Origin of the sequence: Hymenobacter sp. UYCo722 (assembly GCF_040547115.1) — a bacterium.
GTDB lineage: Bacteria > Bacteroidota > Bacteroidia > Cytophagales > Hymenobacteraceae > Hymenobacter.
Genome location: NZ_JBEPPC010000002.1, coordinates 824,474 through 849,249, shown reverse-complemented (window position 1 = coordinate 849,249; position 24,776 = coordinate 824,474). Strand labels below are relative to the sequence as shown.

General features: G+C 59.7%; 20 protein-coding genes and 2 tRNA genes. 11 read left to right on the top strand and 11 right to left on the bottom strand.

Annotated elements, in window-relative coordinates; genetic code table 11:
- Window positions 1–93: 93 nt before the first annotated feature.
- The 3 genes from ABIB44_RS09345 to ABIB44_RS09335 all read left to right on the top strand — a co-directional run bounded on the left by ABIB44_RS09345 (window position 94) and on the right by ABIB44_RS09335 (window position 5,651).
- Window positions 94–2,871, top strand: a complete 2,778-nt coding sequence (locus ABIB44_RS09345) for a M16 family metallopeptidase (protein WP_354584376.1) — start codon at window positions 94–96, stop codon at window positions 2,869–2,871.
- Window positions 2,872–3,104: 233 nt separating this feature from the next.
- Entirely contained in the window at window positions 3,105–4,436 is a 1,332-nt protein-coding gene (hflX, locus tag ABIB44_RS09340; RefSeq protein WP_354584375.1) for a GTPase HflX, read from the top strand.
- A 117-nt stretch (window positions 4,437–4,553) separates the two neighbouring features.
- Window positions 4,554–5,651, top strand: a complete 1,098-nt coding sequence (locus ABIB44_RS09335; RefSeq protein WP_354584374.1) for a hypothetical protein — start codon at window positions 4,554–4,556, stop codon at window positions 5,649–5,651.
- 64 nt (window positions 5,652–5,715) lie between these two features.
- Here ABIB44_RS09335 and ppk1 read toward each other — a convergent pair whose 3' ends face one another.
- From ppk1 to mutS, 5 genes are all read right to left on the bottom strand, one after another.
- Window positions 5,716–7,779 (bottom strand): polyphosphate kinase 1, encoded by a 2,064-nt coding sequence (ppk1, locus tag ABIB44_RS09330; RefSeq protein WP_354584373.1) that lies wholly within the window; start codon window positions 7,777–7,779, stop codon window positions 5,716–5,718.
- Window positions 7,780–7,946: 167 nt separating this feature from the next.
- A tRNA-Leu gene (locus tag ABIB44_RS09325) sits at window positions 7,947–8,029 on the bottom strand.
- Window positions 8,030–8,527, bottom strand: coding sequence for an HNH endonuclease (locus ABIB44_RS09320; RefSeq protein WP_354584372.1), 498 nt, complete (start codon window positions 8,525–8,527; stop codon window positions 8,030–8,032).
- Window positions 8,528–8,585: 58 nt separating this feature from the next.
- Window positions 8,586–8,661: transfer RNA gene (locus ABIB44_RS09315), tRNA-Gly, on the bottom strand.
- A gap of 131 nt (window positions 8,662–8,792) precedes the next feature.
- A complete protein-coding gene (mutS, locus tag ABIB44_RS09310) occupies window positions 8,793–11,477 on the bottom strand; it encodes a DNA mismatch repair protein MutS (RefSeq protein ID WP_354584435.1) in 2,685 nt (894 codons plus the stop codon).
- A 250-nt stretch (window positions 11,478–11,727) separates the two neighbouring features.
- Between mutS and ABIB44_RS09305 the strand changes: the two genes are divergently transcribed.
- On the top strand, window positions 11,728–12,261 hold the full coding sequence (locus ABIB44_RS09305; protein WP_354584371.1) for an RNA methyltransferase: 534 nt from the start codon (window positions 11,728–11,730) through the stop codon (window positions 12,259–12,261).
- Window positions 12,262–12,308: 47 nt separating this feature from the next.
- Window positions 12,309–12,722 carry a hypothetical protein gene (locus ABIB44_RS09300; protein WP_354584370.1) on the top strand — a complete coding sequence of 138 codons (414 nt, stop codon included), beginning with the start codon at window positions 12,309–12,311 and terminating at the stop codon, window positions 12,720–12,722.
- A gap of 86 nt (window positions 12,723–12,808) precedes the next feature.
- On the opposite strand, the gene ABIB44_RS09295 is transcribed toward ABIB44_RS09300, so the two are convergent.
- Together ABIB44_RS09295 and ABIB44_RS09290 are read right to left on the bottom strand one after the other, a co-directional pair.
- Window positions 12,809–13,576, bottom strand: a complete 768-nt coding sequence (locus tag ABIB44_RS09295; protein WP_354584369.1) for a TerC family protein — start codon at window positions 13,574–13,576, stop codon at window positions 12,809–12,811.
- Window positions 13,577–13,714: 138 nt separating this feature from the next.
- Complete coding sequence (locus ABIB44_RS09290; protein WP_354584368.1) at window positions 13,715–14,206, bottom strand: YajQ family cyclic di-GMP-binding protein; 492 nt, start codon at window positions 14,204–14,206, stop codon at window positions 13,715–13,717.
- A 103-nt stretch (window positions 14,207–14,309) separates the two neighbouring features.
- Between ABIB44_RS09290 and ABIB44_RS09285 the strand changes: the two genes are divergently transcribed.
- Window positions 14,310–14,768: a GNAT family N-acetyltransferase gene (locus ABIB44_RS09285; RefSeq protein WP_354584367.1), complete on the top strand. Its 459-nt coding sequence runs from the start codon at window positions 14,310–14,312 to the stop codon at window positions 14,766–14,768.
- On the opposite strand, the gene ABIB44_RS09280 is transcribed toward ABIB44_RS09285, so the two are convergent.
- Window positions 14,765–15,070, bottom strand: a complete 306-nt coding sequence (locus ABIB44_RS09280) for an Mpo1-like protein (protein ID WP_354584366.1) — start codon at window positions 15,068–15,070, stop codon at window positions 14,765–14,767. The genes ABIB44_RS09285 and ABIB44_RS09280 overlap by 4 nt on opposite strands.
- A gap of 114 nt (window positions 15,071–15,184) precedes the next feature.
- Between ABIB44_RS09280 and ABIB44_RS09275 the strand changes: the two genes are divergently transcribed.
- Window positions 15,185–15,673 (top strand): PaaI family thioesterase, encoded by a 489-nt coding sequence (locus ABIB44_RS09275; protein ID WP_354584365.1) that lies wholly within the window; start codon window positions 15,185–15,187, stop codon window positions 15,671–15,673.
- 41 nt (window positions 15,674–15,714) lie between these two features.
- Here ABIB44_RS09275 and ABIB44_RS09270 read toward each other — a convergent pair whose 3' ends face one another.
- Entirely contained in the window at window positions 15,715–16,578 is an 864-nt protein-coding gene (locus tag ABIB44_RS09270; protein WP_354584364.1) for a carboxypeptidase-like regulatory domain-containing protein, read from the bottom strand.
- Window positions 16,579–16,922: 344 nt separating this feature from the next.
- Between ABIB44_RS09270 and ABIB44_RS09265 the strand changes: the two genes are divergently transcribed.
- Window positions 16,923–17,420, top strand: coding sequence for a hypothetical protein (locus tag ABIB44_RS09265; RefSeq protein WP_354584363.1), 498 nt, complete (start codon window positions 16,923–16,925; stop codon window positions 17,418–17,420).
- A 137-nt stretch (window positions 17,421–17,557) separates the two neighbouring features.
- On the opposite strand, the gene ABIB44_RS09260 is transcribed toward ABIB44_RS09265, so the two are convergent.
- Window positions 17,558–18,556 (bottom strand): NYN domain-containing protein, encoded by a 999-nt coding sequence (locus ABIB44_RS09260; RefSeq protein ID WP_354584362.1) that lies wholly within the window; start codon window positions 18,554–18,556, stop codon window positions 17,558–17,560.
- 384 nt (window positions 18,557–18,940) lie between these two features.
- Window positions 18,941–19,684, bottom strand: coding sequence for a metal-dependent hydrolase (locus tag ABIB44_RS09255; RefSeq protein WP_354584361.1), 744 nt, complete (start codon window positions 19,682–19,684; stop codon window positions 18,941–18,943).
- A gap of 301 nt (window positions 19,685–19,985) precedes the next feature.
- Between ABIB44_RS09255 and mfd the strand changes: the two genes are divergently transcribed.
- The 3 genes from mfd (at window position 19,986) to ABIB44_RS09240 (ending at window position 24,724) form a co-directional block, all read left to right on the top strand.
- Window positions 19,986–23,399: a transcription-repair coupling factor gene (gene mfd / locus ABIB44_RS09250; RefSeq protein ID WP_354584360.1), complete on the top strand. Its 3,414-nt coding sequence runs from the start codon at window positions 19,986–19,988 to the stop codon at window positions 23,397–23,399.
- A 175-nt stretch (window positions 23,400–23,574) separates the two neighbouring features.
- Window positions 23,575–24,264 carry a DUF6624 domain-containing protein gene (locus tag ABIB44_RS09245; RefSeq protein WP_354584359.1) on the top strand — a complete coding sequence of 230 codons (690 nt, stop codon included), beginning with the start codon at window positions 23,575–23,577 and terminating at the stop codon, window positions 24,262–24,264.
- Window positions 24,265–24,274: 10 nt separating this feature from the next.
- Window positions 24,275–24,724 (top strand): GNAT family N-acetyltransferase, encoded by a 450-nt coding sequence (locus tag ABIB44_RS09240; protein ID WP_354584358.1) that lies wholly within the window; start codon window positions 24,275–24,277, stop codon window positions 24,722–24,724.
- Window positions 24,725–24,776 lie beyond the last annotated feature (52 nt).

Genomic DNA, 24,776 nt, shown 5'->3' with positions numbered 1-24,776 from the left:
TCAACAATTAACCTTGCAACCAAGGCTATATACTTTTAATCTGCTTAATTCGTGTAGTATTCTGACTTCCATTTTCACTCATCTTCTTTTCCCATGCAAAAAAAGTTTTTATTCCGAATTAGACTTGCCGCGCTGGCGCTGCTGGGGCTAAGCGCCGGCCCGGCCCTGGCCCAGAGCTCGCCCGCCCTGCCCGCCGGCGTGACCCGCGTGACTTCCGTGGAAGGCATCACCGAATACCAGCTCCGGAACGGGCTGCGGGTGCTGCTCTTTCCCGACCAGTCGAAGCCCACGATGACGGTAAACATTACCTACCTGGTGGGCTCGCGGCACGAGGGCTACGGCGAAAGCGGCATGGCCCATTTGCTGGAGCACATGGTGTTTAAGGGCTCCACGAAACACCCCAACGTGCCGCAGGAGCTGACTGAACACGGGGCCCGCCCCAATGGCACCACCTGGTACGACCGCACCAACTACTTCGAAACCTTTGCTGCCACCGACGAGAACCTGAAGTGGGCGCTGGATTTGGAATCGGACCGGATGGTGAATTCCTTCATTAAGAAGGAAGACCTGGCTTCCGAGTTCAGCGTGGTACGCAACGAGTTTGAGAGCGGCGAAAACTCGCCCCAGCGCGTGCTGATGGAACGGGTGCTGAGCACGGCCTACCTGTGGCACAACTACGGCAAGTCCACCATTGGCTCGAAGGAGGACATTGAGCGCGTGCCCATCGACAACCTGAAGGCCTTCTACCAACGCTTCTACCAGCCCGACAACGCCGTGCTGCTCGTGGCCGGCAAAGTGGATGAAGCCAAAACCCTGGCCCTGGTGAACAGCTACTTCGGAGCCATTGCCAAACCCACGCGCGTGCTGCAGGCCACCTACACCACCGAGCCCGTGCAGGACGGCGAGCGCCAGGTGACCTTGCGCCGCACCGGCGACGTGCAGGGCATCGGCATGGCCTACCACACCCCCTCCGGCGCGCACCCCGACTACGCCGCCATGGACGTGCTGCTCGACGTGCTGACCAACGAGCCCTCCGGCCGCCTCTACAAAGCCTTGATTGAGAGCAAAAAAGCTTCTAGCCAATGGGGCTTCACGCCCACGCTGCACGATGCCGGCTTTGCCTACCTCTACGCCGAAGTACGGCAGGGCCGCTCCCTCGATTCGGCCCGCACCGTGATGCTGACCACCCTGGACAACGCCGCCGCGCAAGCCCCCACGGCCCAGGAGGTGGAACGCGCCAAAACCAAGTTGCTGAAGGAAGTGGAGCTGCTGTTTCAGAAGTCGGACCAGGTGGGACTGGCCATGAGCGAGTACATGGCCACCGGCGACTGGCGCTTGGTGTACCTCTACCGCGACCGGCTACGCGCCGTGACGCCCGCCGATGTGCAGCGCGTGGCGGCGGCCTACCTCAAACCCAGCAACCGCACCGTGGGCCTGTTTATGCCGGATGCCAAGCCCGACCGCGCCACCGTGCCCGCCGCGCCCGACGCGGCCCTGCAGGTGCGCGGCTATAAGGGCGAGGCGGCCGTGGCAGCCGGCGAAGCCTTCGACGCCACGCCCGCCAACATCGACGCCCGCACCAAGCGCAGCCAGGAGGGCGGCGTGAAGCTGGCCCTGCTGCCCAAGCAAACCCGCGGCAACGCGGTGAGCCTGCAAATGCGCCTGCGCTACGGCGACGAGGCCAGCCTAACCAACAAGCCCGGCCTGGCCGACCTGACCGCCGCCATGCTGGAGCGCGGCACCAAAACCCGCTCCTACTCGCAAATCCGCGACGCGTTTGACAAAGCCAAGGCGCAGGTGCGCATCTACGGTAGCGGCCAGACTGCTAATGTGACAGTGCAGGCGTCGAAGGAAAACCTGCCCGCGGTGCTGGCCGTGGTGCTCGACTGCCTGCGCAACCCCACTTTCCCGGCCGATGAGTTTGAGAAGCTGAAGCAGGAGCGCCTGGCCGGGCTGGAATCGCAGAAGCAGGACCCGCAGGGCCTGGCCTTCAACCTGGCCCAGCGCCTGACCGAGCCCTACCCTAAAGGCCACCCGTTTGAAACGCTGACCTACGACGACGAAATCGCGGCCCTCAAGGCGCTGAAGGTGGAGGACGTGCGCAATTTTTACAAGACGTTCTACGGGGCGCAAACCGCCACGCTGGCCGTGGTGGGGGCCTTCGACGAGGCGGCCCTGCGCAAGAGCGTGAAAAGCCAGTTGGGCTCCTGGAAAGCCAGCAAAGCCTACGTGCGCATTCCGCTGCGCCGCTTCGAGAATACGGCCACGATTAAAGCCCAGGCCATCCAAACCAACGACAAAGCCAACGCCATGTTTATATCGGGCCTGCGGATGCCGCTGCGCGACGACGCGCCCGACTACCCGGCCGTATATATGGCCAACTACATTCTGGGCGGCGGCTTCCTGAACTCGCGCTTGGCCACGCGCATCCGCCAAAAAGAAGGCGTGAGCTACGGCGTGGGCTCCTTCGTGAGCGCCGACGACAACGACCCGGTGGGCAACTTCACGTCCTACGCCATCTACAACCCCGAAAACTCGGCCCGGCTGGAAAAGGCCTACCGCGAAGAAATGGAGCGCCTGAGCAAAGATGGCGTGACCGCCGAGGAGCTGAAGGCCGCCAAGTCGGCCGCCCTGCAAAGCTTCCAGGTCACGCGCAGCCAGGACGAGGCCCTGGCGCGCAAATGGTCGCAGTACCTCACCAAAGCCGAAGGCCGCACCTTTACCTACGATGCCGAGCTGGAGCAGCGCATCGGTGCCCTTACGGCCGAGCAGGTGAGCGCCGCCGCCAAAAAGTACCTCGACTACAGCCAGATGACCATCGTGAAGGCCGGCGACTTTGAGAAAGCTGCCGCTGTTCAGCAGGTGAAGTAGAGCTCTTTATTGAGCAAGAAAAACGTCTGTCATCCTGAGCTTGCGAAGGACCTTATCACGCCCGAACAAGTCGCAGTTGGTCGCTGCAAACCATTCGGGCGTGGTTAGGTCCTTCGCTGCGCTCAGGATGACAGACGTTTTCTTTCCTCCGACAGAGCCCCGCCATCCCTTTTGGCCCGGTATCCGTTTACCCAATTCGTACCTTTACCGTCCGCTTACCGAATTCCCTCACTATGGCAAATACCCAATCCGGCGGCCGCAAGCCCGGCAACAGCACCCGCCACGTCGGCGCCGTCGATGGCGTAAAAGGTCGCGCCGGCCGCATTTTGCTGAAGGCCACCGACAACGGCACCTACGAAACCGCCAAAGAGCACGAAACTGCCGTCCTCATCTCCGTGCCGCCGCGCCGACAGTCCGAAGCCCAGACCACTGAATACCTCGACGAGTTGGCGTTTCTGATTGAAACGGCCGGCGCAACGGCCACCAAGCGCTTCGTGCAGCGCCTCGAAAAACCTGATATCCGCACCTACGTGGGCGAGGGCAAGCTGGCCGAAATCAAGGCCTACGTGCAGCACGAGGGCACTAGCATGGTCGTTTTTGACGATGACCTGTCGCCTTCCCAGCTGCGCAACCTGGAGGCCGAACTGCTGGTGAAAATCGTGGACCGCTCGCTGCTTATTCTCGACATTTTCGCGTTGCGGGCCAAGTCAGCAACTTCGCGCACACAGGTCGAGCTGGCGCAGTACCAGTACCTGCTGCCTCGCCTCACCGGCCTCTGGACTCACCTGGACAAGCAGCGCGGCGGCGTGGGCATGAAGGGCCCGGGCGAAACGGAAATCGAAACCGACCGCCGCATCGTGCGCGACCGCATTGCCTTTCTGAAGGAGAAGCTGGAGGACCTCGACAAGCAGAGCCACACCCAGCGCAAGGCCCGGGGCGGCACCATCCGGGTGGCGCTGGTGGGCTACACCAACGTGGGCAAAAGCACGCTGATGAACGTGCTCGGCAAAGCCGATGTGTTTGCCGAAAACAAGCTGTTTGCCACCGTGGATGCGACCACGCGCAAAGTGGTGCTCGAAAACACGCCGTTCCTGCTCTCCGACACGGTTGGGTTTATCCGCAAGCTGCCCACCAAGCTCATCGAGAGCTTCAAGAGCACGCTTGACGAGATTCGCGAAGCCGATTTGCTGCTGCACGTAGTAGATATCTCGCATCCCAATTTCGAGGAGCAGATTCAGGTGGTGAACGACACGCTGGTCGACATCGGCGCGGCCGACAAGCCCACGCTGCTGGTGTTCAACAAAATAGACCAGTACAAGCAGGACGACGCCGAACTCGACCCCTTCGGCGAAGTGCTGGATGCTGAAGATGACGGCACCGCCCCGCGCCCGCCGCTGGCGCAGCTGCAAGCCACCTACATGGCCAAGCTGCACGACCCGGTGGTATTCGTATCGGCCCAGGACCGCACCAACATGGAGGAGTTGCGCGAATTGCTGGGCAAGCGCGTGGTCGCCCTCAACCTAAAGCGCTACCCGCACCAGGCCAACACCTGGGCCAGCGAGTAAGCGCGGGCCAGCTCGGGCACATTAAAAAATTGTTGCCGGGCCACCTGCACGTGAACGTTGCATGAATATTCCCGTAACGGAAAAGGCCGGGCTTTATCAGGCCCGGCCTTTTCCGTTATGAATCAGCCGCGCTTTCTTGGTTTGGGCTGCCTGCTGCTACTGGGGTCGGGACGGGCCACCGCGCAGGATATCCCCGTGTATCCGCCACCCGCGCCGCTCGATACAACGGGCCTGGGCCGCACCGATGCCCAAACGTTTGCCAACTCGCAGGTGGTGGGTATGGGGCCGAGCAAGGGCCTGATTGTGAAATACGAGCGGATTCCGGGCAACTTCAGCCTGCGCAGCACGGCCGTGGGCGGCGGGGCCGACTACCGCACCGAGGTTAGCAAAAACGCCAACCTGATAGTGAAGGCCTACGCGCCGCTGCTCAACCATCCGCACCTGAAGCTGATTCTGGGCCTGAACTACGACCGGCAGGAATTTCAGTTCAGCACCCCAGCCGCCACCGACCAGTATGGGCTCTACAACAACATCGAAAACAAAGGGCTGACCGTGATTGGCGCGCAACTGGCCGTTATCCGGCCCGTGGACGCGGTGCACTGGTACCTCTTCCGTGTTAAAACCGAGCTCAACGGCGACTACACTTCCAACGAGCTCAACATCAGCGACTACCTGAAAGTCACCAGTGAGTTCATCTACGGCTGGAAACGCAGCGCCACCTTTGCCTGGGGCCTGGGCCTGCAGCTGGGCTACAACCTGGGCCGCCAAAGCATCTATCCGGTACTGGTGTATAACCGCACGTTCAATCCGCGCTGGGGCGTGGAGGCACTGTTTCCGGCGCGGGTACTGGTCCGGCGCAACTTATCGCCGATTTCACTGCTGTTTGCCGGCTACGAGGTGGCCAGCAACAACTACAACATCCACCTGCGCAATGCCTTCGCCTCGCCCAACAACCCCCGGGTTACGTCGCTCGAGCTGCGCCAGATTGACCTGAAACTTCGCTTTCGCTACGAGCACGAGCTACTCTCCTTTCTCTGGACGGGCGTGGAAGCCGGCTACCGCTACAACTACCAGCTCAACGCCTTCGACCGCACCAACAACACCCGCGACCGGCTCATCGACAGCCAGCTCGGCGGCACGCCCTACGCCAGCCTCGACCTGTTCATCGTGCCACCCAAAAAGCTGCTGCAAAAAGCGGAGCGCCGGCGGAAGTAGTGTAAGCGGAAACGTTGCGCGCCCGCGCCTTGTCGTTCTGGTACGCGCGGGCACACATAAGCCGCTACGGCTTTTGCTGCCGCCGCTTCACTCCTTTCAGCCACTTATAGGTTGCTTCCTGGGCTTGCAGGGGCTTTTCACCCGCGGTAGGTGGGATAAAGGCATTCTCGAAATCGCGGGCTTTCACGTTGTCGTGGCGCTGGAAATCGAGGAGTTGACGGACTTCGGCGCGCAACTCCTCATTCAGCATGGGAAAGGCGACTTCGACGCGGCGGTCGAGGTTGCGGGTCATCCAGTCGGCGGAAGAGACGTAAACTTTTTCCTCGCCACCGTGGGCGAAGACGTAAACGCGGCTGTGCTCCAGAAAGCGGTCGACGAGGCCGCGCTGACGAATATTTTCACTGATGCCGGGCTGGCCGGGCACCAGGCGGCCGATGCCGCGCACAATGAGCTCGACGCGCACGCCGGCGTGGCTGGCCGCGTAAAGCCTGGCAATCATGGCCTCATCCTCCACGGCGTTTACTTTGAGGATGATGTAGGCCTCGTTGCCTTTTTTAGCCTGTTTGATTTCGTAGTCAATGAGCGCATCGAGGCCGGGGCGCAGGCCGAAGGGCGCTACCAGCAGCTGGTGCAGCTCGGGCGCAGTGGACTGGTCGCGCAGGTAGTCGAACACCAGGGCGGCCTCGCTGGTCAGGCGCTCGTCGGCGGTGAACAGGCCGTGGTCGGTATAGAGGTCGGCGGTACTTTCGTTGAAGTTACCGGTGCTGAAGTAGGCGTATTGGCGGGTGGTTTCGTCCACTTCGCGGCGAGTTATGAGCAAAAGCTTGCTGTGGACTTTAAGCTCGGGCGGAGTAAAGACGACGTGGGCCCCGGCACGCTTCAGCTTATCGGCCCAGAAGAGGTTGGACTCTTCATCGAACCGGGCTTTTAGCTCGACTACGGCGGTGACCTGCTTGCCGTTTTTAGCGGCTTTGAGCAGGGCTTTCACCACTTCGCTCTTACTGGCGACGCGGTAGAGGGTGATGCTGATGGCGGACACGCGCGGGTCGGCGGCTGCTTCGCGCAGCAGGCGCGTCACGTAGTCGAACGACTGGTAGGGCGGGTGCAATAGGTGGTCGCGCTGGCCGATAGCGGCGAGTAGGCTGCCGGTGCGCGGCAGGCTGGGGTGCGGCAGCGCCGGCCGGGGCGGATAGTGGAAATCGGCCTCGCCGAAGTCGGGAAAGCCGAAGAAGTCGCGGAAGTTGTGGTAGCGGCTGCCCTCAACCAGGGCCTCGTCGGTGATGCCGGTTTTCTGCTTAAGGGCGCGCAGGGTCTCGGGCGGCATGGTGGGGTCGTAGAGCAGGCGGGCGGGGTAGCCGGTGGTGCGCTTGGCCAGGCTGCTGCGAATTTTCTCCATCAAATCACCCGACACTTCTTCCTCGATGTCCAGCTCGGCATCGCGCGAGAGCTTCACGGCGTTCACCACAATGTGCTGGTAGGCGGGAAAAAGCTCGGCCGCACCCACCCGAATAACGTCGTCGAGAAAGAGAACGTAACGCTCGTCGCCCTCGTCGGGCAGGCGCACGAAGCGGCCGCCGTGGCGCTTGGTGGGCAGCTCCATAATGAGCACCCGCTCGGCGTCGGCCTTCTTGCTCTTGGCTACGGGCTGGCTCAGAAAGAAGGTAAGGTAAACGGTCTGGTCCTTGAGGAAGAGGTGGTGCAAGGTATCATCGAGCACAACGGGCGAGAGCAGGTCGCGCACGTTGTCGCGGAAATACTTAGCCGTCCATTCGCGCTGCTTTTCGCTGAGCTCGGCTTCGCTGAGTAGGTGAATGTGGCGCTCATTGAGGGCCGGCAGCAACTGCTCGCGAAAAGTGGCCCCGAACTCCTGCTGCTGGCGGCCTACTTCGGCCAGCACTTCCTTCAGCACGCGCTTGGGGCTCTCGGCGAGGCGGGCGCGGGTCTTCTTTTTGAGCTTGGCGAGGCGGCGCAGGGTGGCCACGCGCACCTTGAAAAACTCGTCGAGGTTGCTGCTGAAAATAGCTAAGAACTTGAGCCGCTCCAGCAGCGGCACGGTGGGGCTCTGCGCTTCTTGCAGCACGCGGGCGTTGAAACGGAGCCAGCTCAGGTCGCGGGACAGGGTTTTCAAATCGGAGTCAGGTTGGGGTTCGGGCGTTCTACGCTGAATAGCGAACGCGGGCTGGAGATGGGGGGTTATTTTTTGCCCGGGCAGGGTGGGCATGCTGGGCCCCTAACAGTGCGAATGAGACCGCCGCAACAAAAAAATCCTGCCCGTAAGGGGCAGGATTTTTTTAGTACCAGAGACGGGACTCGAACCCGTACGTCCGTGAAGACAAGGGATTTTAAGTCCCTCGTGGCTACCATTACACCACTCTGGCTCAAGTAGTTAACTTTAGAATAGCCTGACTTTTACCTCGATAATTTTCTGTCAACGCATGACAGTTTGGACAAAGTAACTGCAAGTTTTCCAATCTATGGTCATTATTTACCCCGTTGCGATGGTGCAGTTCCAGCGGAATCGGCTGATGCTTCCATTCCGTCCGGCCACAATCCTCACAACGTCTGGCCTTCACGTTTTCTTTCAGCAGTCTTTTCCGTAAACCATGCGTGAAATTATAAGGAGAATTTTCTACCAGAATTTCGTTTAATGTGGCTTTGCGCCCGAAACTCTTGTAACGTGCCCCCACGTTCCAGCCAGCGCCCGTGAAATGGCTGGTGTCCAATCCCAGCTTGGCGATGCGGGCGTGCACGGTTTTGTAGTTACCGCCGGCCGGCACCAGCCCGATGCAGCTCAGCACCTGTCGCACCGAAAGACTGTCGACCACCGCCTGCCGGAATTCGTCGTCGGTGCTCAGGCACTTGCGGGTAGCTGCCATGCGGATGAGGTAGGGACAAACAAAAAACGCTGCCCGAAGACAGCGTTTTTTTAAATTTTGGAGCGGGAGACGAGGTTCGAACTCGCGACCTCGACCTTGGCAAGGTCGCGCTCTACCAACTGAGCTACTCTCGCAGGAGGTTCAGAACAATTTGCGTTGTGCTGAATGGTGCGACAAAGGTAAGGCGTTTTTTTAGGGAAGCAAGTAGCAGGTATGGAAATATTCATTTCAGCGGCCTTTCTGCTTCATTTTCAGGCTCAAAAAGTTAACTTTTCCCTAATGTCAGCTTCAATTCGTTCAGCTTCATCAGCGCTTCAATGGGCGTGAGGGTGTTCACATCCAGGTGCTGAAGCAACTCGCGAATGCGCTCTAGGGCCGGGTCGCTGGGCTCGAAAATACTGAGCTGGGCGCGCGGCGCGGTGGCCACGGCCGTAGTGGCGCGGGGCTTGGGCTGGGCGGGCTCGCGGGGCGGCGGCACGGCAACGCTGGCGCGGCCATTAGGCTCGATGCCTTCTAGCACATCGTCGAATTCAGTCAGCACGCTATCCTCGGCCCCGGCGCTGGCACGCTCCACTTCGAGGTGGTGCATGATTTCGTTGGCCCGCAACACTACGCTGGTGGGCATGCCGGCCAGCCGCGCCACGTGAATGCCGAAGCTGTGTTCGGAGCCGCCGGGCTGCAGCTTGCGCAGAAACAGGATGCGGCCGTCGGCCTCCTTCACGGCTACGTTGTAGTTGCGTACCCGGGGGCAGTCGTCGGCCAGTTGGTTGAGCTCGTGGTAATGGGTGGCGAACAGGGTTTTGGCCTTGGCGCGGGGGTTGTTGTGCAAGTGCTCCACAATGGCCCAGGCGATGCTGATGCCATCGTAGGTGCTGGTGCCGCGCCCAATTTCATCCATCAAGACCAGGCTTCTATCCGAGAGGTTGTTCAGAATGGAGGCCGTTTCGGTCATTTCCACCATGAAGGTGCTTTCGCCCTTGCTCAGGTTGTCGGAGGCACCCACACGGGTAAAAATCTTGTCGATGATGCCGATGGTGGCGGCATCGGCCGGCACGAACGACCCTATCTGGGCCAGCAGCACGATGAGGGCCGTTTGGCGCAGCAGGGCCGATTTGCCGGCCATGTTGGGGCCGGTTATCACCACAATCTGCTGGTCGTCCTGGTCGAGGCAGATGTCGTTGGGGATGTAGCTTTCGCCGGGCGGCAGCTGCCGCTCAATCACGGGGTGGCGGCCGGCGCGGATGTCGAGCACGGTGCCGTCGTTCACCACGGGCTGCACGTAGCGCTGCTGCCGCGCCGTGAGGGCGAAGCTGGCCAGGCAGTCGGTGACGCCAATGGCGCGGGCATTCTGCTGAATCTGGGGCACAAAATCGAGGGCGGCCAGCACAAGGTCATTGTAAATGCGCTGCTCAATTACAAAGAGCTTTTCCTCGGCGTTGAGGATTTTCTCCTCGTAGGTTTTCAGCTCCTCGGTCACGTAGCGCTCGGCATTCACCAGCGTTTGTTTGCGAATCCACTCGGCGGGCACCTTGTCTTTGTGGGCATTGGTGACTTCTAAGTAGTAGCCGAATACCCGGTTATAAGCCACCTTCAGCGACGAAATGCCGGTGTTGCGCTGCTCGCGCTGCTGCAACTGCAACAGGTAGTCCTTACCCGAAAAGGCCAGGGCCCGCAGCTCGTCCAGCTCGGCGTCAATGCCCATGTTCAACACGCCGCCCTGGTTGGTGAGGATGGGGGCGTCGGGCTTGATTTTGGCCAGGATTTCCTGGCGCAGGTTGGCGCAGGGGTTGAGCTGTTCGGCCAGCTTCACCAACGCTTTCACGCCGGAAGCGGCCAAACGCTCGCGCATGGGGGCCACGGCTTCGAGAGCGCGGGCCAGCTGCAGCAGCTCGCGGGGGTTCACGCGGCGCACGGCGACCTTGGAAATCAAACGCTCCAAATCGTTTATCTGGCGCAGGTGCTGAGTGAGGTCGCCGAGCAACTCTTCGTCGGCTACCAGCGCGGCCACGGTATCGAGGCGCCGCTGAATCTGGCTTACTTCCTTCAGGGGCAGCACTATCCACTTGCGCAGCAAGCGGGCACCCATGGGCGTCAGGGTCTGGTCGAGCACGTCGATAAGGGGCACGCCGCCGGGGTGCTGGGCGTGCACCAGCTCCAGGTTGCGCACCGTGAAGCGGTCGAGCCAGACGTACTTGTCCTCCTCCAGGCGGCCGAGGCTGGCGATGTGCTGGATGTCGGTGTGCTTGGTTTCGGCCAAGTAGTGCAGGATGCAGCCGGCCGCAATCACGCCTTCCCGCAGGTTATCCACCCCAAAGCCCTTGAGCGAGGTGGTGCGGAAGTGGCGGGTAAGGGTATCGTGGGCGTAGTCGGCCCCAAAAACCCACTCATCGAGGGCGTAGGTGCAGTGGTCGGGGCCGAAGTGCAGCTCGAACTCGCCCCGGCTTTTCTTGCAGAACAGCACCTCGGCGGGGCTGAAATTCTGCATCAGCTTGCCCAGGTAGTCGAGCGTACCCTGGGCGGCCAGGAATTCGCCGGTGCTGATATCGAGGAAGGAAATACCGGCCTCCGTTTTGCCGAAATGAATGGCGGCCAAGTAGTTATTCGAACGACGTTCGAGTACGTTGTCGTGCATGCTCACGCCGGGCGTCACCAGCTCGGTAATGCCGCGCTTCACGAGTCCCTTGGCTTCCTTGGGGTTTTCGAGCTGGTCGCAGATGGCCACGCGCTGGCCGGCGCGCACCAATTTGGGCAGGTAGTTGTCGAGCGAGTGGTGCGGAAAGCCCGCCAGGGCCACTTCGCTGCTGCTGCCCGCCCCGCGCTTGGTGAGGGTGATGTCGAGAATGCGGCTGGCCGTAACGGCATCCTCGCCAAACGTCTCGTAAAAATCGCCCACCCGAAACAGCAGCACCGCCCCCGGATGCTGCTGCTTGAGCTGGTAGTACTGCTTCATCAGCGGCGTTTCGGTCACGGCCGGGATGGGCACGGTGAAGTGGTCGGGGCCGACGGACTTGATAACGAATTCTTTTTTGGGTGCAGGCAAGGCAACGGCGCGCGACCTTTGTGGTGCGCAGATTTTTGACGTGAACGAGGAGGTGGCGGCGGCTTCCAAAGTTACCGACGGTACTTGGCGAAGCTCGCCCAACCATTCTGCCACCCTATTTTAAACCGACAAAGCGAACCGCAAAGTTCGCGCTATTTCGATGCGAAAACTCACAATGGCCGAGCTGAACCGGGCCTCGGTTGATGATTTCAAAAGTACGCCCAAAAGCCCCGTGGTTTTGGTGCTCGACAACGTGCGCAGCATGCACAACGTGGGGGCCATCTTCCGCACGGCCGATGCGTTTGCGCTGGAAAAAATATACCTCTGCGGCATTACGCCGCGCCCGCCGCACCGCGAAATCACTAAAACCGCGCTGGGCAGCGAGGAGTCGATGGCCTGGGAGTACGCGGCCGAAACCGTGACCGCCGTGGCCGCCCTCAAAGCCGCCGGCTACCAGGTGGCCGCCGTTGAACAAACTACCGGGAGCGTTTCGCTGCCCCAGTTTCGGCCCGCGCCCGGCCGGCCCCTGGCGCTGGTATTGGGCAACGAGGTATTCGGCGTCGATGATGCCGTGCTGGCCCTATGCGACGTGGCCGTCGAAATCCCGCAGTTCGGCACCAAGCACTCGCTGAACGTGGGCGTGGCCGCCGGCGTGGTGCTCTGGGACGCGCTGGTGAAGCTGGGCGTGGTGTAGCGGGGCCGGGCGCGGCAACCATTGGCCCGGCCGGCGGTTGGGCTTTCATGCTCCCCTCCCCCACTGCCGCCACCCGGCCCGATGCCGCCCTATTGGCCCTGCGCCCCCTCATCAATGCGGAAGCGACCGCTGCCGGCGATACCGTGGGGGCTTTCCTGCACGCCACGCTGCGCCCGGTCCTCAAGCTGCAAAACGAGCTGCTACTGGCCGTGGTGGCCGATTTCGTGCGCGACCACCACATCACCCTGCGCCCCACCGACCAGCACCACCAACTGACGGAATTACTCGGCCGCAACACCAAGCTGCGCTACACCGTGGTGGGCCTGATAACCGGCCAGTTCACGGCCGCTGAATACACCTTCTACCGCCAGCAACGCCCCGAACTGAACCGGCGCCTGCTGGAAATGGCCCTGCGCCGCGTGCTCGACCAGGTGGTAGCGGTGGTGGCTTTGGTGGCTTAAGCAACTATTGGCTCCATAGCCGCCCAAAGAAGAACGTCATGCTTCGGCTTCGCTCAGCATGACGTTCAGGGCTTGCTAGACACCCGTTAGTCGTACTGCGAATCGCGCAGCTGCACGGGCTTGTGCTTTTTGCGCAGGCGCAGGTTCAGCAGCTCCACAATCAGCGAAAAGGCCATGGCGAAGTAGAGGTAGCCCTTTTCAACCTCCTTGTGGGCGGCCTCCATCACCAGCATAAAGCCAATCATGATGAGGAACGAGAGGGCCAGCATCTTGATGGTGGGGTTATCATTCACGAAGTTGGCCACCACGCCGCTGAAGGCCAGCATGATGCCCATCGCGCAAATCACGGCCGCAATCATTACCAGCACGTTATCTACCAGGCCCACGGCCGTGAGGATGGAATCGAAGCTGAACACGATGTCAATAATCACGATTTGCAGGATGATGCTCATCATCGAAACGCCGGTGCCTTTCATGCCTTCCTCCTCTTCCTCGCCTTGCAGCTTGGTGTGAATTTCGGTGGTGCTCTTGTACATCAGAAACAAGCCGCCGGCCAGCAGAATCAAATCGCGGCCGGTAACACCGAAGTTGTTCACCATTTCCGGAATATTGATGGTGAACAGCGCTGTGCGCAGGCTCACAATCCAGGAAATACTCAGCAGCAGGCCGATGCGAAACAGCAGCGCCAGCAACAGGCCGATGGTGCGGCCGCGCCCCTGCTGCTCCCGGGGCAACCGGTTGACGACGATGGAGATAAAGATGATGTTATCAATTCCCAGCACGATTTCCATAAACGTGAGGGTGAGCAAGCTGACCCAGGTAGCGGGATGGGTAAAGGCCGAAAAATCGTACATAAATTAAAGGTGGAAATGGGCGAATGTGGAAAGGTAAAAATGATGCGAGCAAATAAGTATGGGGGATGAATCGCGGAAATCAATCCGGTATTACCGCCCCAATTCTCCCATTTTCACATCACCCTCATCACCACATTTTTAAGACTTCATGTTCACGAATTGCAGCGGCAGGCCGATATCGGCCTTACGAAGCACGGCAATGGCCGCCTGCAAATCGTCGATTTTCTTGGCTGTTACGCGCACCTGGTCGTCCTGCATCTGGGCTTCCACCTTCACCTTGGCATCCTTAATGGCCTTGATGATTTTGCGGCCGAACTCCTTATCGACGCCGGCGCGCACCTTAATGGTTTTCTTGATGAGCTGGCCGCTGGGCTGCTCGTCGGCCGAAAAGTCGAGGCTGGTACCATCGATGCCCTGCTTCACCACGCGGCCGAGCAGAATGTCTTCCAGCGCCTTCACGCGCATCGAATTTTCCGATGATAGCAGGATGGTACTGTCCTTTTTGTTGAGCTCGATACCGCCTTTGGTATCGCGCAGGTCGTAGCGGGTCTGAAGTTCTTTTTGGGCCGTGTTCACCGCATTTTCGAGGGTCTGCGGGTCAACTTTGCTCACGATGTCGAAGGATGCCATGGCGGGTGGGGCGTAGTTTTGAAAAGATAAACCGGCGTTGGCCGGGCCCCAAAGGTAACAACCCGCCCCGGCCCTGGTTGCGCTCCCGCTTCACGTTTCAATCATGCACACCGCTACCGCCATCCAGCCGCCCCGTACGCCCGCCGAGTGGGCTGCCTACTATGCCCTACGCTACGCCATGCTGCGCCAGCCCTGGCAGCAGCCCCCCGGCTCGGAGCGCGGGCCGGCCGACGACGAGCCCGGCACCATCCACGCGCTGCTGCTGGCCGAAACTGCCGGCGCGCCCGAGGCCCTGGCGGTGGGCATGTTGCAGCCTACCGGCCACGGACAGGGCCAGATTCGCTTCATGGCCGTTTCCCCGGCGGCCGCTGGCCAGGGCCTGGGCCGGCGCGTAGTGGCGTATCTGGAGGAACAGGCTCAGTTAGCTGGCATCCGCGAAATCGTGCTGCACTCCCGCGAAGCCGCCGTCGGATTTTACGAGAAGCTGGGCTATGCAGTAGTTGAGCCTTCGCACCTGCTGTTTGGTGAAATCCAGCATTTCCTGATGCGAAAGCAGCGCTAGAATTTTTCGCGGCCGCGCCATAGGTCGAAGTACATCCGAAAATCGCCCAGCAGCGAATACCACGGGTGCTGGAATGTGGCCGGCCGGTTGTGCTCCACAAAAAAGTGCCCCACCCAGGCGAAGCCATAGGCCGCTACCACGCCGGCCGCCAGCCAGTTCCAATTGCCGGTGCGCAGCAGCAGCGCTAGGCAGATGATGAACAACGTGGTGCCCACGAAGTGCAGCACCCGCGTGCCCCGCCGGCTGTGCTCGCGCAGATAGCGCGGATAGAATTCGACGAACGTGAGCGGCTGCGTAGACATAACAGGAACGTAAGAAGATGATAACCTGGCTTTTTACACCGAAAAGCGCTGCCTTCAGCAAATGAAGCAAATTTTCCGGCAAACTTGCCGAAGCAATTTCTTCCCGTCACCGCCATGTCCGACCAAAACCCTTCGCTTCCCGACCTCGCTACCATGGTGGCCGCCTACAACCAGATGAACCACTACGGCCGCACCAACGGCATGGAGCTAACGGTGAACACGCCCGGCCAAATCGAGTACCGCATGCGCATCCGCGACGAGCACCTTTCCTCGCCTAATACCTGCCACGGCGGGGTACTGGCCGGCCTGATGGACGCGGCCCTCGGCGCGGCCGCCCTCTCGCTGGCCTTCACCAAGATGGAGCTGGTATCTACCGTCGAGTTCAAGATGAACTACCTGCATTCCGTGCACCTGCACGACGAGCTGGTGGCGCGTGGCACGGTCGACCACGGCGGTAACTCGCTGGTAGTAAGCAGCTGCGTGGTGTACCGCGTGAAAGCTGGCCACGACGATGTGGCCGTGGCGCGCGGCCTGGGCACCTTCAACCGCTACCCGGCTTCCAAGCGCGACTTTGCGCAGCTGCTGATGGGTAAAGACGGTTAAACGGGTTCACAACTAACATTTTCAGCGATGAAAGCGGGCACTTATTCCGGAATTTCCCGAATAGTAGCATCAATACCCAAGCCGATGTTGGGGTACTTCGTCCACGGGCCATCGGGCTGTTTTCGCTTCAAATCAATCGTACTCATCGCATTTTTGGGTACTACATTCTTCGCATCATCAGGTCCGGGCGTTTGCTCCAATTTGTAGAAAGGACCACCGCCTGCGAACTGACACCCAAATTCTAGTGTGCCTTTGTCCAGCGCACGCACGAGTTCCACGGCAACCACCACATCTTCGGTTAAGTAGAGATGCTGGCGACGCAAATTCAAGTGAATCCGGTCTTTGGCCTGCTGTTTGGTGACTTTGAAGTAGATAGCGGCCGGCAGAATATTCTCTGCCGGGTAATCACGCCGCAACTTGTACACATTCAACCGGAAAGCTATGGTATCATACGTACAGTGGGTGATGCTGAAAGATACTTCATCCATAAAGGCAGGCCGCTTTATCGTGATACGCTGCCCTATCTGATTCCCTGCCTTATTCGACGCGAATTCATCAATTCTCATCGTTTTTTGAATGGTCGTATTGCCCAAAACGCGCCTTTTCAGGCCCACCGAGCTCACCTGGGCCTCGGCCAGCGGTATGGGTTGGGTCATGAGTTGCAAGGGGCCGCTGCGCACCAGCCGCCGCAGCGTGCCCACCTGCCAGGTGCGGCTGGCGTAGCCCACCAGCGAGAAACGCACCGAGTCGGCGTCGTAGCTAGCTGGCAGGTCCAGCGTGAAGCGGCCCTGCGCGTCAGCCACCGTGCCGTAGGGATGACCCAACACGCCCACGCTTACGAAGCCCAACGGGTTACTATTACCTTGGTCGATTACCTGCCCGGCCAGTGCATCGGCGGCAGCCAAGGCCTGGGCCGGAGAGCCAGCGACTACCCGAAAGCCCGCCAGGGCCAAGGCTAGCAGCAAAGCGTACTTCATCCGTGCCGCCAAACCAGCAGACTTTCCACGCATTTGCCTTTCGCACCGCGCTTGGGTAGAGGTAAGTGGAACGGTCCTAGCAGCCCGACATGTGGGCCCTTTCATCGGTGGTAGCTTTGGGCGCATAGCAGCTTTATGTAGGCTTGTAGCAATGTTTTCAAACACCTTCGCTTTGGGCAGTATTGCGTGGGTACTTTGTACAAATAAAGTGCTATTCGAAATATCAGACCCAAAATAGCGACCCATACAGGCCGTCATTTCCAATCATCTTCATGAATTCCTTTATCTCCACTAGGTTAGTGAAGTGTCGTTTTTCGCTGGTGGCAACGCTGCTTTTGTTACTCGTGCTACGGGTGCCACCTGCTGCCGCACAAAACGCCATTACTGCTACGCCCATACGTACCGCAGCCGATAGCCTGCTACAGGCAGCCCGAGAGGATACGACTTACGCCCTACAACGGCTGTTTCATGAAAGCCGGCGGCGATTTGCGATACAAGCCGTAATGCGCGGCGCGGCCCTGAGCTATTTTACTTACTTCACTTGGCATGTTTTGCAGACATCCGATAAAGCGGAGCAGAAAGTTGTGAATGTGCTGATGATGTCGGCTTCCGGCTATTTCTTTACCAAGAGTGCCATCAACCTTTACCGCTACCGTTCCGGCCGCGAGAAACGGGTACTTACAGCCTTCGAACAAGGGCACCCAATTCCGACTAAAATCCGCAAAAGTTTCAAAAAAAGCTATTTCGATACGCCAATTACCAGCCAGTAGGGATTCTTGCAGCCTTATCCCGATAGTAATTAACCGCAAAAAGCACCGATACTGCGCAGTATCGGTGCTTTTCACATCTCAGGAATTGCTGCATCAAGAGGACAGATTGCTTCGCCCTTCGTCCTCGCAACGACAACTTACAGTTCAACCGTCGAGTGCACGTCTACGGGCTCATACTCGTCCTCGCCGTCGGTCATTTGCGGGGCGGTTACTTTGCGTACGTTGCGGGCGCAGTCTTCGTCGCGGTGGTTGCGGCCCACCGTGAACTCGACCCAATCGCCTTCGCGCAGGTCGTTGAAGTCGCCTTCGGTGAGGTCGGCGTAGCTGAAGAACAGGTTGTTCGGGGGCATCACCACGAAGCCAAAGCCGTTTTTCAGGTTTTTGATGGTGCTCATGCCGAGCGTGCCCACGGGGCCGGCGGCGGTGGGGCCGGTGGGGCGGGCCAGCTTGGGCGCGGCCGCCGTGCTGGGCGCAAAAGCGGCGGGCTCCGACTGGTTTACGAACAACGCTTCCACTACTTCGTCCTGCTGGGCGAGGCCGCGGTCAATCACGTCGTGCATGGCCACCGGATAGGTCACCTGCTCCAATAGCTGCTGCGAGGCGCGCGTGACGCGGGTTTCGCCCTTGAAGTCTTCGTATTTGAAATCCCAGTTCAGCAGCATCACCCGGGTGCCCACGGTGTTGAGCTTGCGGATGAGGGGCACGTAGTCGCTGTCGCCGGCGATGAGCACCACCACGTCGAGGGTTTTGTGCAGGGATAGCTCGAGGGCTTCGAGGCTCAGCCACACGTCGATGCCTTTTTCCTGGAGGCGGCCGTCGCGGGTTTTCAGGGCCATGTAGTGCGTTTGCACGCCCAGGTTCATCAGAATGTCGTCGAGCAGGCGGTCGTGGAACAGGCGGTCCTTGTCGCGGGCTTCGGTAGCCGAGAGGCGACCTCGAAAAAAGTGAGCATCGGTGATGCGCGCTAGCCGCACGTCCACATCCTCTTCTTCGGCTACCTGGTGGCGGATGTATTCGTGGAGGCCTTCGAGGCTGATGCGCGCCTTACGCTCGTGCTGGAAATAATAATAGTCGCTAATTTTTAAGAAATAGTTGCCGTCATAAAAGACACCAACCCGAATCAAAGGGCTGTTCATCTGGTTCATGGTAATGGAATTACGTAAAGTTAGAGAAGTGTTTTGAGTGGGAGGTAGCGTGGTTATCGGGGGTAGTGAAACCGGCCTACCTCCTGGCAAAGTTGCCAGTCGGTAGCCAGAATAAAATGGCAACAGGGGCTAATGTGAGCCGGGCGCGACTGCCAGACAACGGGCAGGCACGAAACCAAAATGCTCAGAAAGTGAAATTTTAAAAGGGCCAAACTGGCGGAAACGATTGAAATCGCAGAATAACAACCCGAACCTATACCAGCACAGTCCTATTTTAACAAGATATCTGCTGCGAAGCTAGTGTTCTTAGCTGACTTATGCAATAGCGCAAGGTTGCGATATAAGCACACCTGCCCCTGTAGGCGGCTCCCGGGGCTACACCAGGTGCATAGAACCTACTACCAGCCCCAGCACCAGCAGCGCATAGCCCACACAAATGCCCACTTCCAGGATGTTGCCACTAGCCGAACCGGTACTAATAAGCGGGACCTTAAATGAGTACTCCCATATTGGCAGAAACCACCTTATGCCAGATTTGGTGAGCGTGTCGGCCACCAAATGGGAGGCATAACCGGTGCCCGCATACAGGGCCACGCCGCGCCAGCCCAGGTGCTGGTCGGCGAGGTGCCCGATGTAAGTCCAGAGGGCCGTGGCCCAGATGGTATGCGTCCAGGAGCGGTGCGAGGTGAAGGGGGCCAGCGCCACGAAGGTGCCCAACAGGCTTAGCCAAAGCTGCTCGGTGTAGAGGCCGGCCACCACCGTGCCCAGGCCCGTAAAGAGCAGCGCCAGCCGCCGGGCCGAGCCGCCCTGCATGCCCACGCCAATGAGCCCGAAGGCCAGCGCGGCCGTGTAGTAGAGGCGCTGCTCGGAGCCGGGGGCGCGCTGAAAGTAGGCGTAGGCCGCCAGCGCCAGCGCCCCGGCGGCAAAGGCCCAGCGCACGTAGTGCTGGGTGAAGCCGAGGCGCTTACTAAGGCGGCTTTCGGGGTGGTCGAGGTCGGGGGCGAGGCTGGAAAAGCCGGCCAGGGCAATGCCGGCCAACGAAAACGGGATGCCCGGCACCAGCCCGGCCACGGCCACGCCAGTGATGAGGCCGATGGCCAGATGGGAAGAGCCGCGCATTTAGTGTAGTTTCTGGGTTCTGGTTGCTGGTTGCTGGCGACGGCTGTCGTCCTGAGCTTGCGAAGGACCTTATCAGGCTAGCGTGACTTGCACTATTTAGTTACTGCTGTAGCTGTGCAGACGTGACAAGGTCCTTCGCAAGCTCAGGATGGCAGACGTCGCCAACTAATGCAACCTTTGCCCCGCGAAGCTACGGGCAGCCCCGGAAACCTTCGTCGCCTTTGCCGTGTATTTACCCCGCTGCCCGACCGGAAATCCTTCCGGCCGGGCTACTTCATTTGCCCCTCTAGCCTGATTCTTTGTGCAAGTAGCTGATTTTCTTCGCCTCTATCGTCTATCGCCCGAGCTCCAAGTGCTGGCCTCGCGGTTGCGCGAAGCCGCTAAGCCCAATCCCAATGGCCTGCGGCTGCACCTGCGCGGCCTGGTGGGCAGCCAGGATGCCGTGGTAGCCGCCGCCGTGGCCCATGCCCAGCACCCGCACGTGTTCATTATGCACGACAAGGAGGAAGCGGCGTATTTCCTGGCCGATTTGCAGCACCTGCTGCCCGAGGGGCCGGAAGTGCTGCTGTTTCCGAGCCCCTACAAGCGGCCGTACCAGTTCGATGAGACCGAAAATGCCAACGTGCTGATGCGCGCCGAGGCCCTGAACCGCATCAATACCACGCGGGCGGCCAGCACGGGCAACAGCGTATTTATCGTGACGTATCCGGAGGCGCTGACGGAGAAGGTGATTAACCGCCAAAGTCTGGTGAAGAACACCTTCAACGCGAAAACGGGCGACCGGCTGGACGTAAATTTCCTGGGTGAGCTGCTGGGCGAATACGATTTTGAGAAAACGGATTTCGTGTACGAAGCGGGGCAGTACGCTGTGCGCGGCGGCATTGTCGACGTGTTCAGCTACGCGAACGAATTACCGTTTCGCCTCGAATTATTCGGCGATGAGATTGAGAGTATTCGGACGTTTAATCCGGAAACGCAATTGTCGGTGGAGGCGCGGGCCAGCATCAGCATCATTCCCAATGTGCAGACCAAGATGCTAACCGAAACGCGGGAGGCTTTCTTTGATTTTCTGCCCCGCACGGCCTGTATCTGGGCGAAGGACGTGCGCCAGACGCTGGACGTGGTGACGGAATTATTCGAGAAAGCGGAGGCTAATTTTCAGCAGATGCTGAGCGAAAGCGGCGGCATGCAAATCGTGAGTAAGCCGGGCGATTTATTTGAATCAGGGAAAAATTTCAAGAAACTGCTTGATGAATTCGCGGTGGTGGAATTCGGCAAGCGCTTTCACTTTAAAAACGCCGATACGTTTCAGTTTTCCGCTAAGCCGCAGCCGAGTTTCAACAAGGAATTCGAGCGAATGGTGAAAAATATCAAGGAAAACCAGCACCGGAATTTTACGACGATAATTACCGCCGATACCGTGCGCCAGGCCGACCGGCTGCGGACGATATTTGACGAGCTGGACAATAACGTGCAGTTCCAGCACTTGCTGATGGCCTTGCGCGAAGGCTTTATCGATGAGCAGCTTGAGTTGGCCGTTTATACCGACCACCAATTATTCGAGCGCTACTATCGGGCGCAGGAAGCCCGGAAATTCTCGAAGAAAAAAGCGCTGACGCTACGCGAATTAAAAACGCTGCAGCCCGGCGACTACGTGACGCACCAGGACTACGGCATTGCCCGTTTCGCGGGCCTGACGCAGGTGGAAATCAACGGGCAGATTCAGGAGGCCATTCGGCTGGTTTATCGAGATGATGACCTGCTGACCGTGAGCATTCACTCGCTGCACAAAATTGCTAAGTACAGCGGCGCGGAGGGCTCGCCGCCTACCATGAGCAAGCTGGGCTCGCCGGAGTGGGAGAACAAGAAGAAGTCGGTAAAGAAGAAGGTAAAGGACATTGCGGCCGACCTGATTCGGCTGTATGCCAAGCGGAAAACCGCGCCGGGCTTTGCCTTTGCGCCCGACGATTTCATGCAGGCGGAGCTGGAGTCGAGCTTCATTTACGAGGACACGCCCGACCAGGCCAAGGCCACCGAGGACGTAAAAAACGACATGCAGCAGCCCCACCCGATGGACCGCCTCATTTGCGGCGACGTGGGCTTTGGCAAAACGGAAATAGCCATTCGGGCCGCCTTCAAGGCGGTGGCGAATGGCAAGCAGGCGGCGGTGCTCGTACCGACGACCATCCTGGCGATGCAGCACTACAAAACCTTCCGCGACCGGCTGGCCACGCTGCCCGTGACGGTGGAATACATTAACCGGTTTAAGTCGACGAAGCAGATAAAGGAAACCCTGGCGCGCGTGGCGGAGGGCAAAACCGACATTCTCATTGGCACGCACCGACTCACCAATAAGGACATCAAATTTAAAGACCTGGGCATCCTGATTATTGACGAAGAGCAGAAGTTCGGCGTTAAAACCAAGGATAAGCTGAAGGAGTTGAAGGTGAACGTGGACACGCTTACGCTTTCGGCTACGCCGATTCCGCGCACGCTGCATTTCTCGCTGATGGGTGCCCGCGATTTGAGCGTGATTGCCACGCCGCCGCCCAACCGGCAGCCGGTGAACACGGAGCTGCACGTGTATGACGAGATTCTGATTCGGGACGCGGTGGCGCGGGAGCTGAAGCGCGGCGGGCAGGTGTTTTTCGTGCACAACCGCGTGAAGGATATCGAGGAAATGGCCGGCACCATCCTGCGGCTGGTGCCGGATGCGAAAATCACTTTCGCCCATGGGCAGATGGACGGCGAGATGCTGGAAAAACGGATGATGAAATTCGTGGAGGGCGAATACGACGTGCTGGTTTCGACCAATATCATCGAGTCGGGCCTTGACATTCCCAACGCCAACACCATCATTATCAACCGCGCCCACTTGGCTGGCCTGAGCGACCTGCACCAGATGCGGGGCCGCGTGGGCCGCTCGAACCGCAAGGCGTATTGCTACCTGCTCACGCCGCCGGTGGCCCAGCTGCCGGCCGATGCCCGCAAGCGCCTGAGCACGCTGGAGGAGTTTTCGGACCTCGGCGCGGGCTTCAACGTGGCCATGCGCGACCTGGACATTCGTGGCGCGGGCAATTTGCTAGGCGGCGAGCAGTCGGGCTTTATCAACGACCTGGGCTACGAAACCTACCACCAGATTCTGGACGAGGCCGTGACGGAGCTGAAGGAAACGGAGTTCCGCGACTTGTTTATGGGCGACTCGAACCAGCGCCTGCAAATGGCCGCCGGCGCAGGCCGGGTGCAGGAGTGCAACGTGGAGACGGACCAGCAGGTGCTCATCCCCGAAAAGTACGTGAGCAACGTGTCGGAGCGGTTGCAGCTCTACGCCAAGCTCGACCGCGCCCAGAAGCCGGAGGAGTTGCGCAAGCTGCTGGCCAGCATGGTGGACCGCTTCGGGCCGCTGCCGTCCGAGGTGGAGCAGCTGGCCGACATCGTGCGGCTGCGCTGGCAGGCCTGCAAAGTGGGTTTCAGTAAAATCACGCTTAAGCGCGATACGCTGAAAGGCTACCTGCCCGCCGACGACGACCACAAGGCCTACTTCCAGGGCGAGCAGTTCGGCACCATCCTCAACTACGTGCAGACGCACCCGCGCACCGCCAAGCTGAAGGAGCACAAGGCGCAGCTGATTGTGACGTTTGAGGAGGTGCGCTCCATTCAGCAGGCCAAGCGCGTGCTGAGCGAGCTGGGCAGCGAGGAGGCGGTGGCGGCGTAGAAAAGCCTATTCGCGTCTCGTCGTTGAATAACTTGCGTTGTGCGGAAGGGATTAGCCGTTTCGGCCTGACTAAATAACATCAGCAACAATGAGACGCAAGATGTTGCGCCTCTCCCTCGTTCAGGCATTCCATTCAACGGTAAGACGCCATTATGCGTCCCTACGACGTGCTATCATGAAACTCCTCCTTTCCACACTACTTCTGGCGTTACTGCCGCAGCTGGCCGCGGCCCAAGCCCTCCTCAACCCTAGCCTGAAGCACGAATTGGACAGCATTTATGCCGTGGACCAAAAGTGGCGCAGCATGCTTTTCAATCCGCGTATTAACCGGCGGCCCGATTCGCTGGCGCGCTCCTTGGGCGTGACGCGTGAAAGCCTAAGCGACTACGTGATGCGCCGCATGATGCGAACTGATTCGGCCAACCAGGTGCGGGTGAAGGCCATTTTGAAGCAGTACGGCTACCCCGGCAAGTCGCTGGTGGGTACCCCCACGAACGAAGGCGCGTACTACGTCATCCAGCATTCGCCTGATATTAAATCCTCCCTGCCGCTCATCAAAAAAGCCGCCGAAAGGAACGAATTGTCCTTCTATCTCTACGCCCAGATGCTGGACCGCCAGCTCATGCGCGACGGCAAGGAGCAGCGCTACGGCACCCAGGCCATGAGCTACAACCCCGTGAACCCGCAAACCGGCCGCCGCGAACCGCAGCCGCCGTTTATGTGGCCCATCGAAGATGCGGCGCGGGTGAACGAGCGCCGCCGCAAGGCGGGCTTCCCCAACACCGTGGAGCAGAATGCGGCAGACCTCGGCATTAAGTACCGCGTGCTGACGCTGAAAGACGTTGAAAAAATGCCCAAAAACTAAGCCCTTACTTATGACTATTCGCTGGCACTGCCTGCCTTTCGAATCCCTGCCCAACCTGATTCTCTACGACCTGCTCCGCCTGCGCTCAGAAGTATTTGTCGTCGAACAGAACTGTGTTTTTCAGGACATTGACCGGCAGGATATGGATGCCCACCACTTGCTGGGCTACAACGAGGCCGGCGAGCTGGCGGCCTACGCCCGCCTCTTCGCCGCTGGCAAAAGCTACGAGCAGGCCAGTATTGGTCGCGTGATTGTGGCGCAGGCCTTCCGGCAGTATGGCCTGGGCCGCGAGCTGATGCGGCAGGCGCTGGTTTATTCCGAGGCCTTATTCGGCCCGCAGGCCAACAAAATCGGGGCGCAGCAGCACCTCGAACGGTTCTACAACGAGTTCGGCTACGAGCAGTGCGGGCCGATGTACCTGGAGGACGGCATTCCGCACATTCCGATGCTGCGGGCCTGAACGAAGGCTATTGGGCATGGGCTACCGCAGCAAAAAGCCCGTCATGCTGAGC

What these genes read in the sequence shown, in the direction of transcription:
- ABIB44_RS09260 (WP_354584362.1), bottom strand. Translation starts at nt 18,556, where the DNA reads ATGAACAGCCCTTTGATTCGGGTTGGTGTCTTTTATGACGGCAACTAT.
- ABIB44_RS09245 (WP_354584359.1), top strand. Translation starts at nt 23,575, where the DNA reads ATGAAACTCCTCCTTTCCACACTACTTCTGGCGTTACTGCCGCAGCTG.
- ABIB44_RS09275 (WP_354584365.1), top strand. Translation starts at nt 15,185, where the DNA reads ATGTCCGACCAAAACCCTTCGCTTCCCGACCTCGCTACCATGGTGGCC.
- ABIB44_RS09290 (WP_354584368.1), bottom strand. Translation starts at nt 14,206, where the DNA reads ATGGCATCCTTCGACATCGTGAGCAAAGTTGACCCGCAGACCCTCGAA.
- hflX (WP_354584375.1), top strand. Translation starts at nt 3,105, where the DNA reads ATGGCAAATACCCAATCCGGCGGCCGCAAGCCCGGCAACAGCACCCGC.
- ABIB44_RS09320 (WP_354584372.1), bottom strand. Translation starts at nt 8,527, where the DNA reads ATGGCAGCTACCCGCAAGTGCCTGAGCACCGACGACGAATTCCGGCAG.
- ABIB44_RS09300 (WP_354584370.1), top strand. Translation starts at nt 12,309, where the DNA reads ATGCTCCCCTCCCCCACTGCCGCCACCCGGCCCGATGCCGCCCTATTG.
- ABIB44_RS09280 (WP_354584366.1), bottom strand. Translation starts at nt 15,070, where the DNA reads ATGTCTACGCAGCCGCTCACGTTCGTCGAATTCTATCCGCGCTATCTG.
- ABIB44_RS09295 (WP_354584369.1), bottom strand. Translation starts at nt 13,576, where the DNA reads ATGTACGATTTTTCGGCCTTTACCCATCCCGCTACCTGGGTCAGCTTG.
- ABIB44_RS09240 (WP_354584358.1), top strand. Translation starts at nt 24,275, where the DNA reads ATGACTATTCGCTGGCACTGCCTGCCTTTCGAATCCCTGCCCAACCTG.
- ABIB44_RS09345 (WP_354584376.1), top strand. Translation starts at nt 94, where the DNA reads ATGCAAAAAAAGTTTTTATTCCGAATTAGACTTGCCGCGCTGGCGCTG.
- ABIB44_RS09255 (WP_354584361.1), bottom strand. Translation starts at nt 19,684, where the DNA reads ATGCGCGGCTCTTCCCATCTGGCCATCGGCCTCATCACTGGCGTGGCC.
- ABIB44_RS09335 (WP_354584374.1), top strand. Translation starts at nt 4,554, where the DNA reads ATGAATCAGCCGCGCTTTCTTGGTTTGGGCTGCCTGCTGCTACTGGGG.
- ABIB44_RS09285 (WP_354584367.1), top strand. Translation starts at nt 14,310, where the DNA reads ATGCACACCGCTACCGCCATCCAGCCGCCCCGTACGCCCGCCGAGTGG.
- mutS (WP_354584435.1), bottom strand. Translation starts at nt 11,477, where the DNA reads ATGAAGCAGTACTACCAGCTCAAGCAGCAGCATCCGGGGGCGGTGCTG.
- ABIB44_RS09305 (WP_354584371.1), top strand. Translation starts at nt 11,728, where the DNA reads ATGCGAAAACTCACAATGGCCGAGCTGAACCGGGCCTCGGTTGATGAT.
- ABIB44_RS09265 (WP_354584363.1), top strand. Translation starts at nt 16,923, where the DNA reads ATGAATTCCTTTATCTCCACTAGGTTAGTGAAGTGTCGTTTTTCGCTG.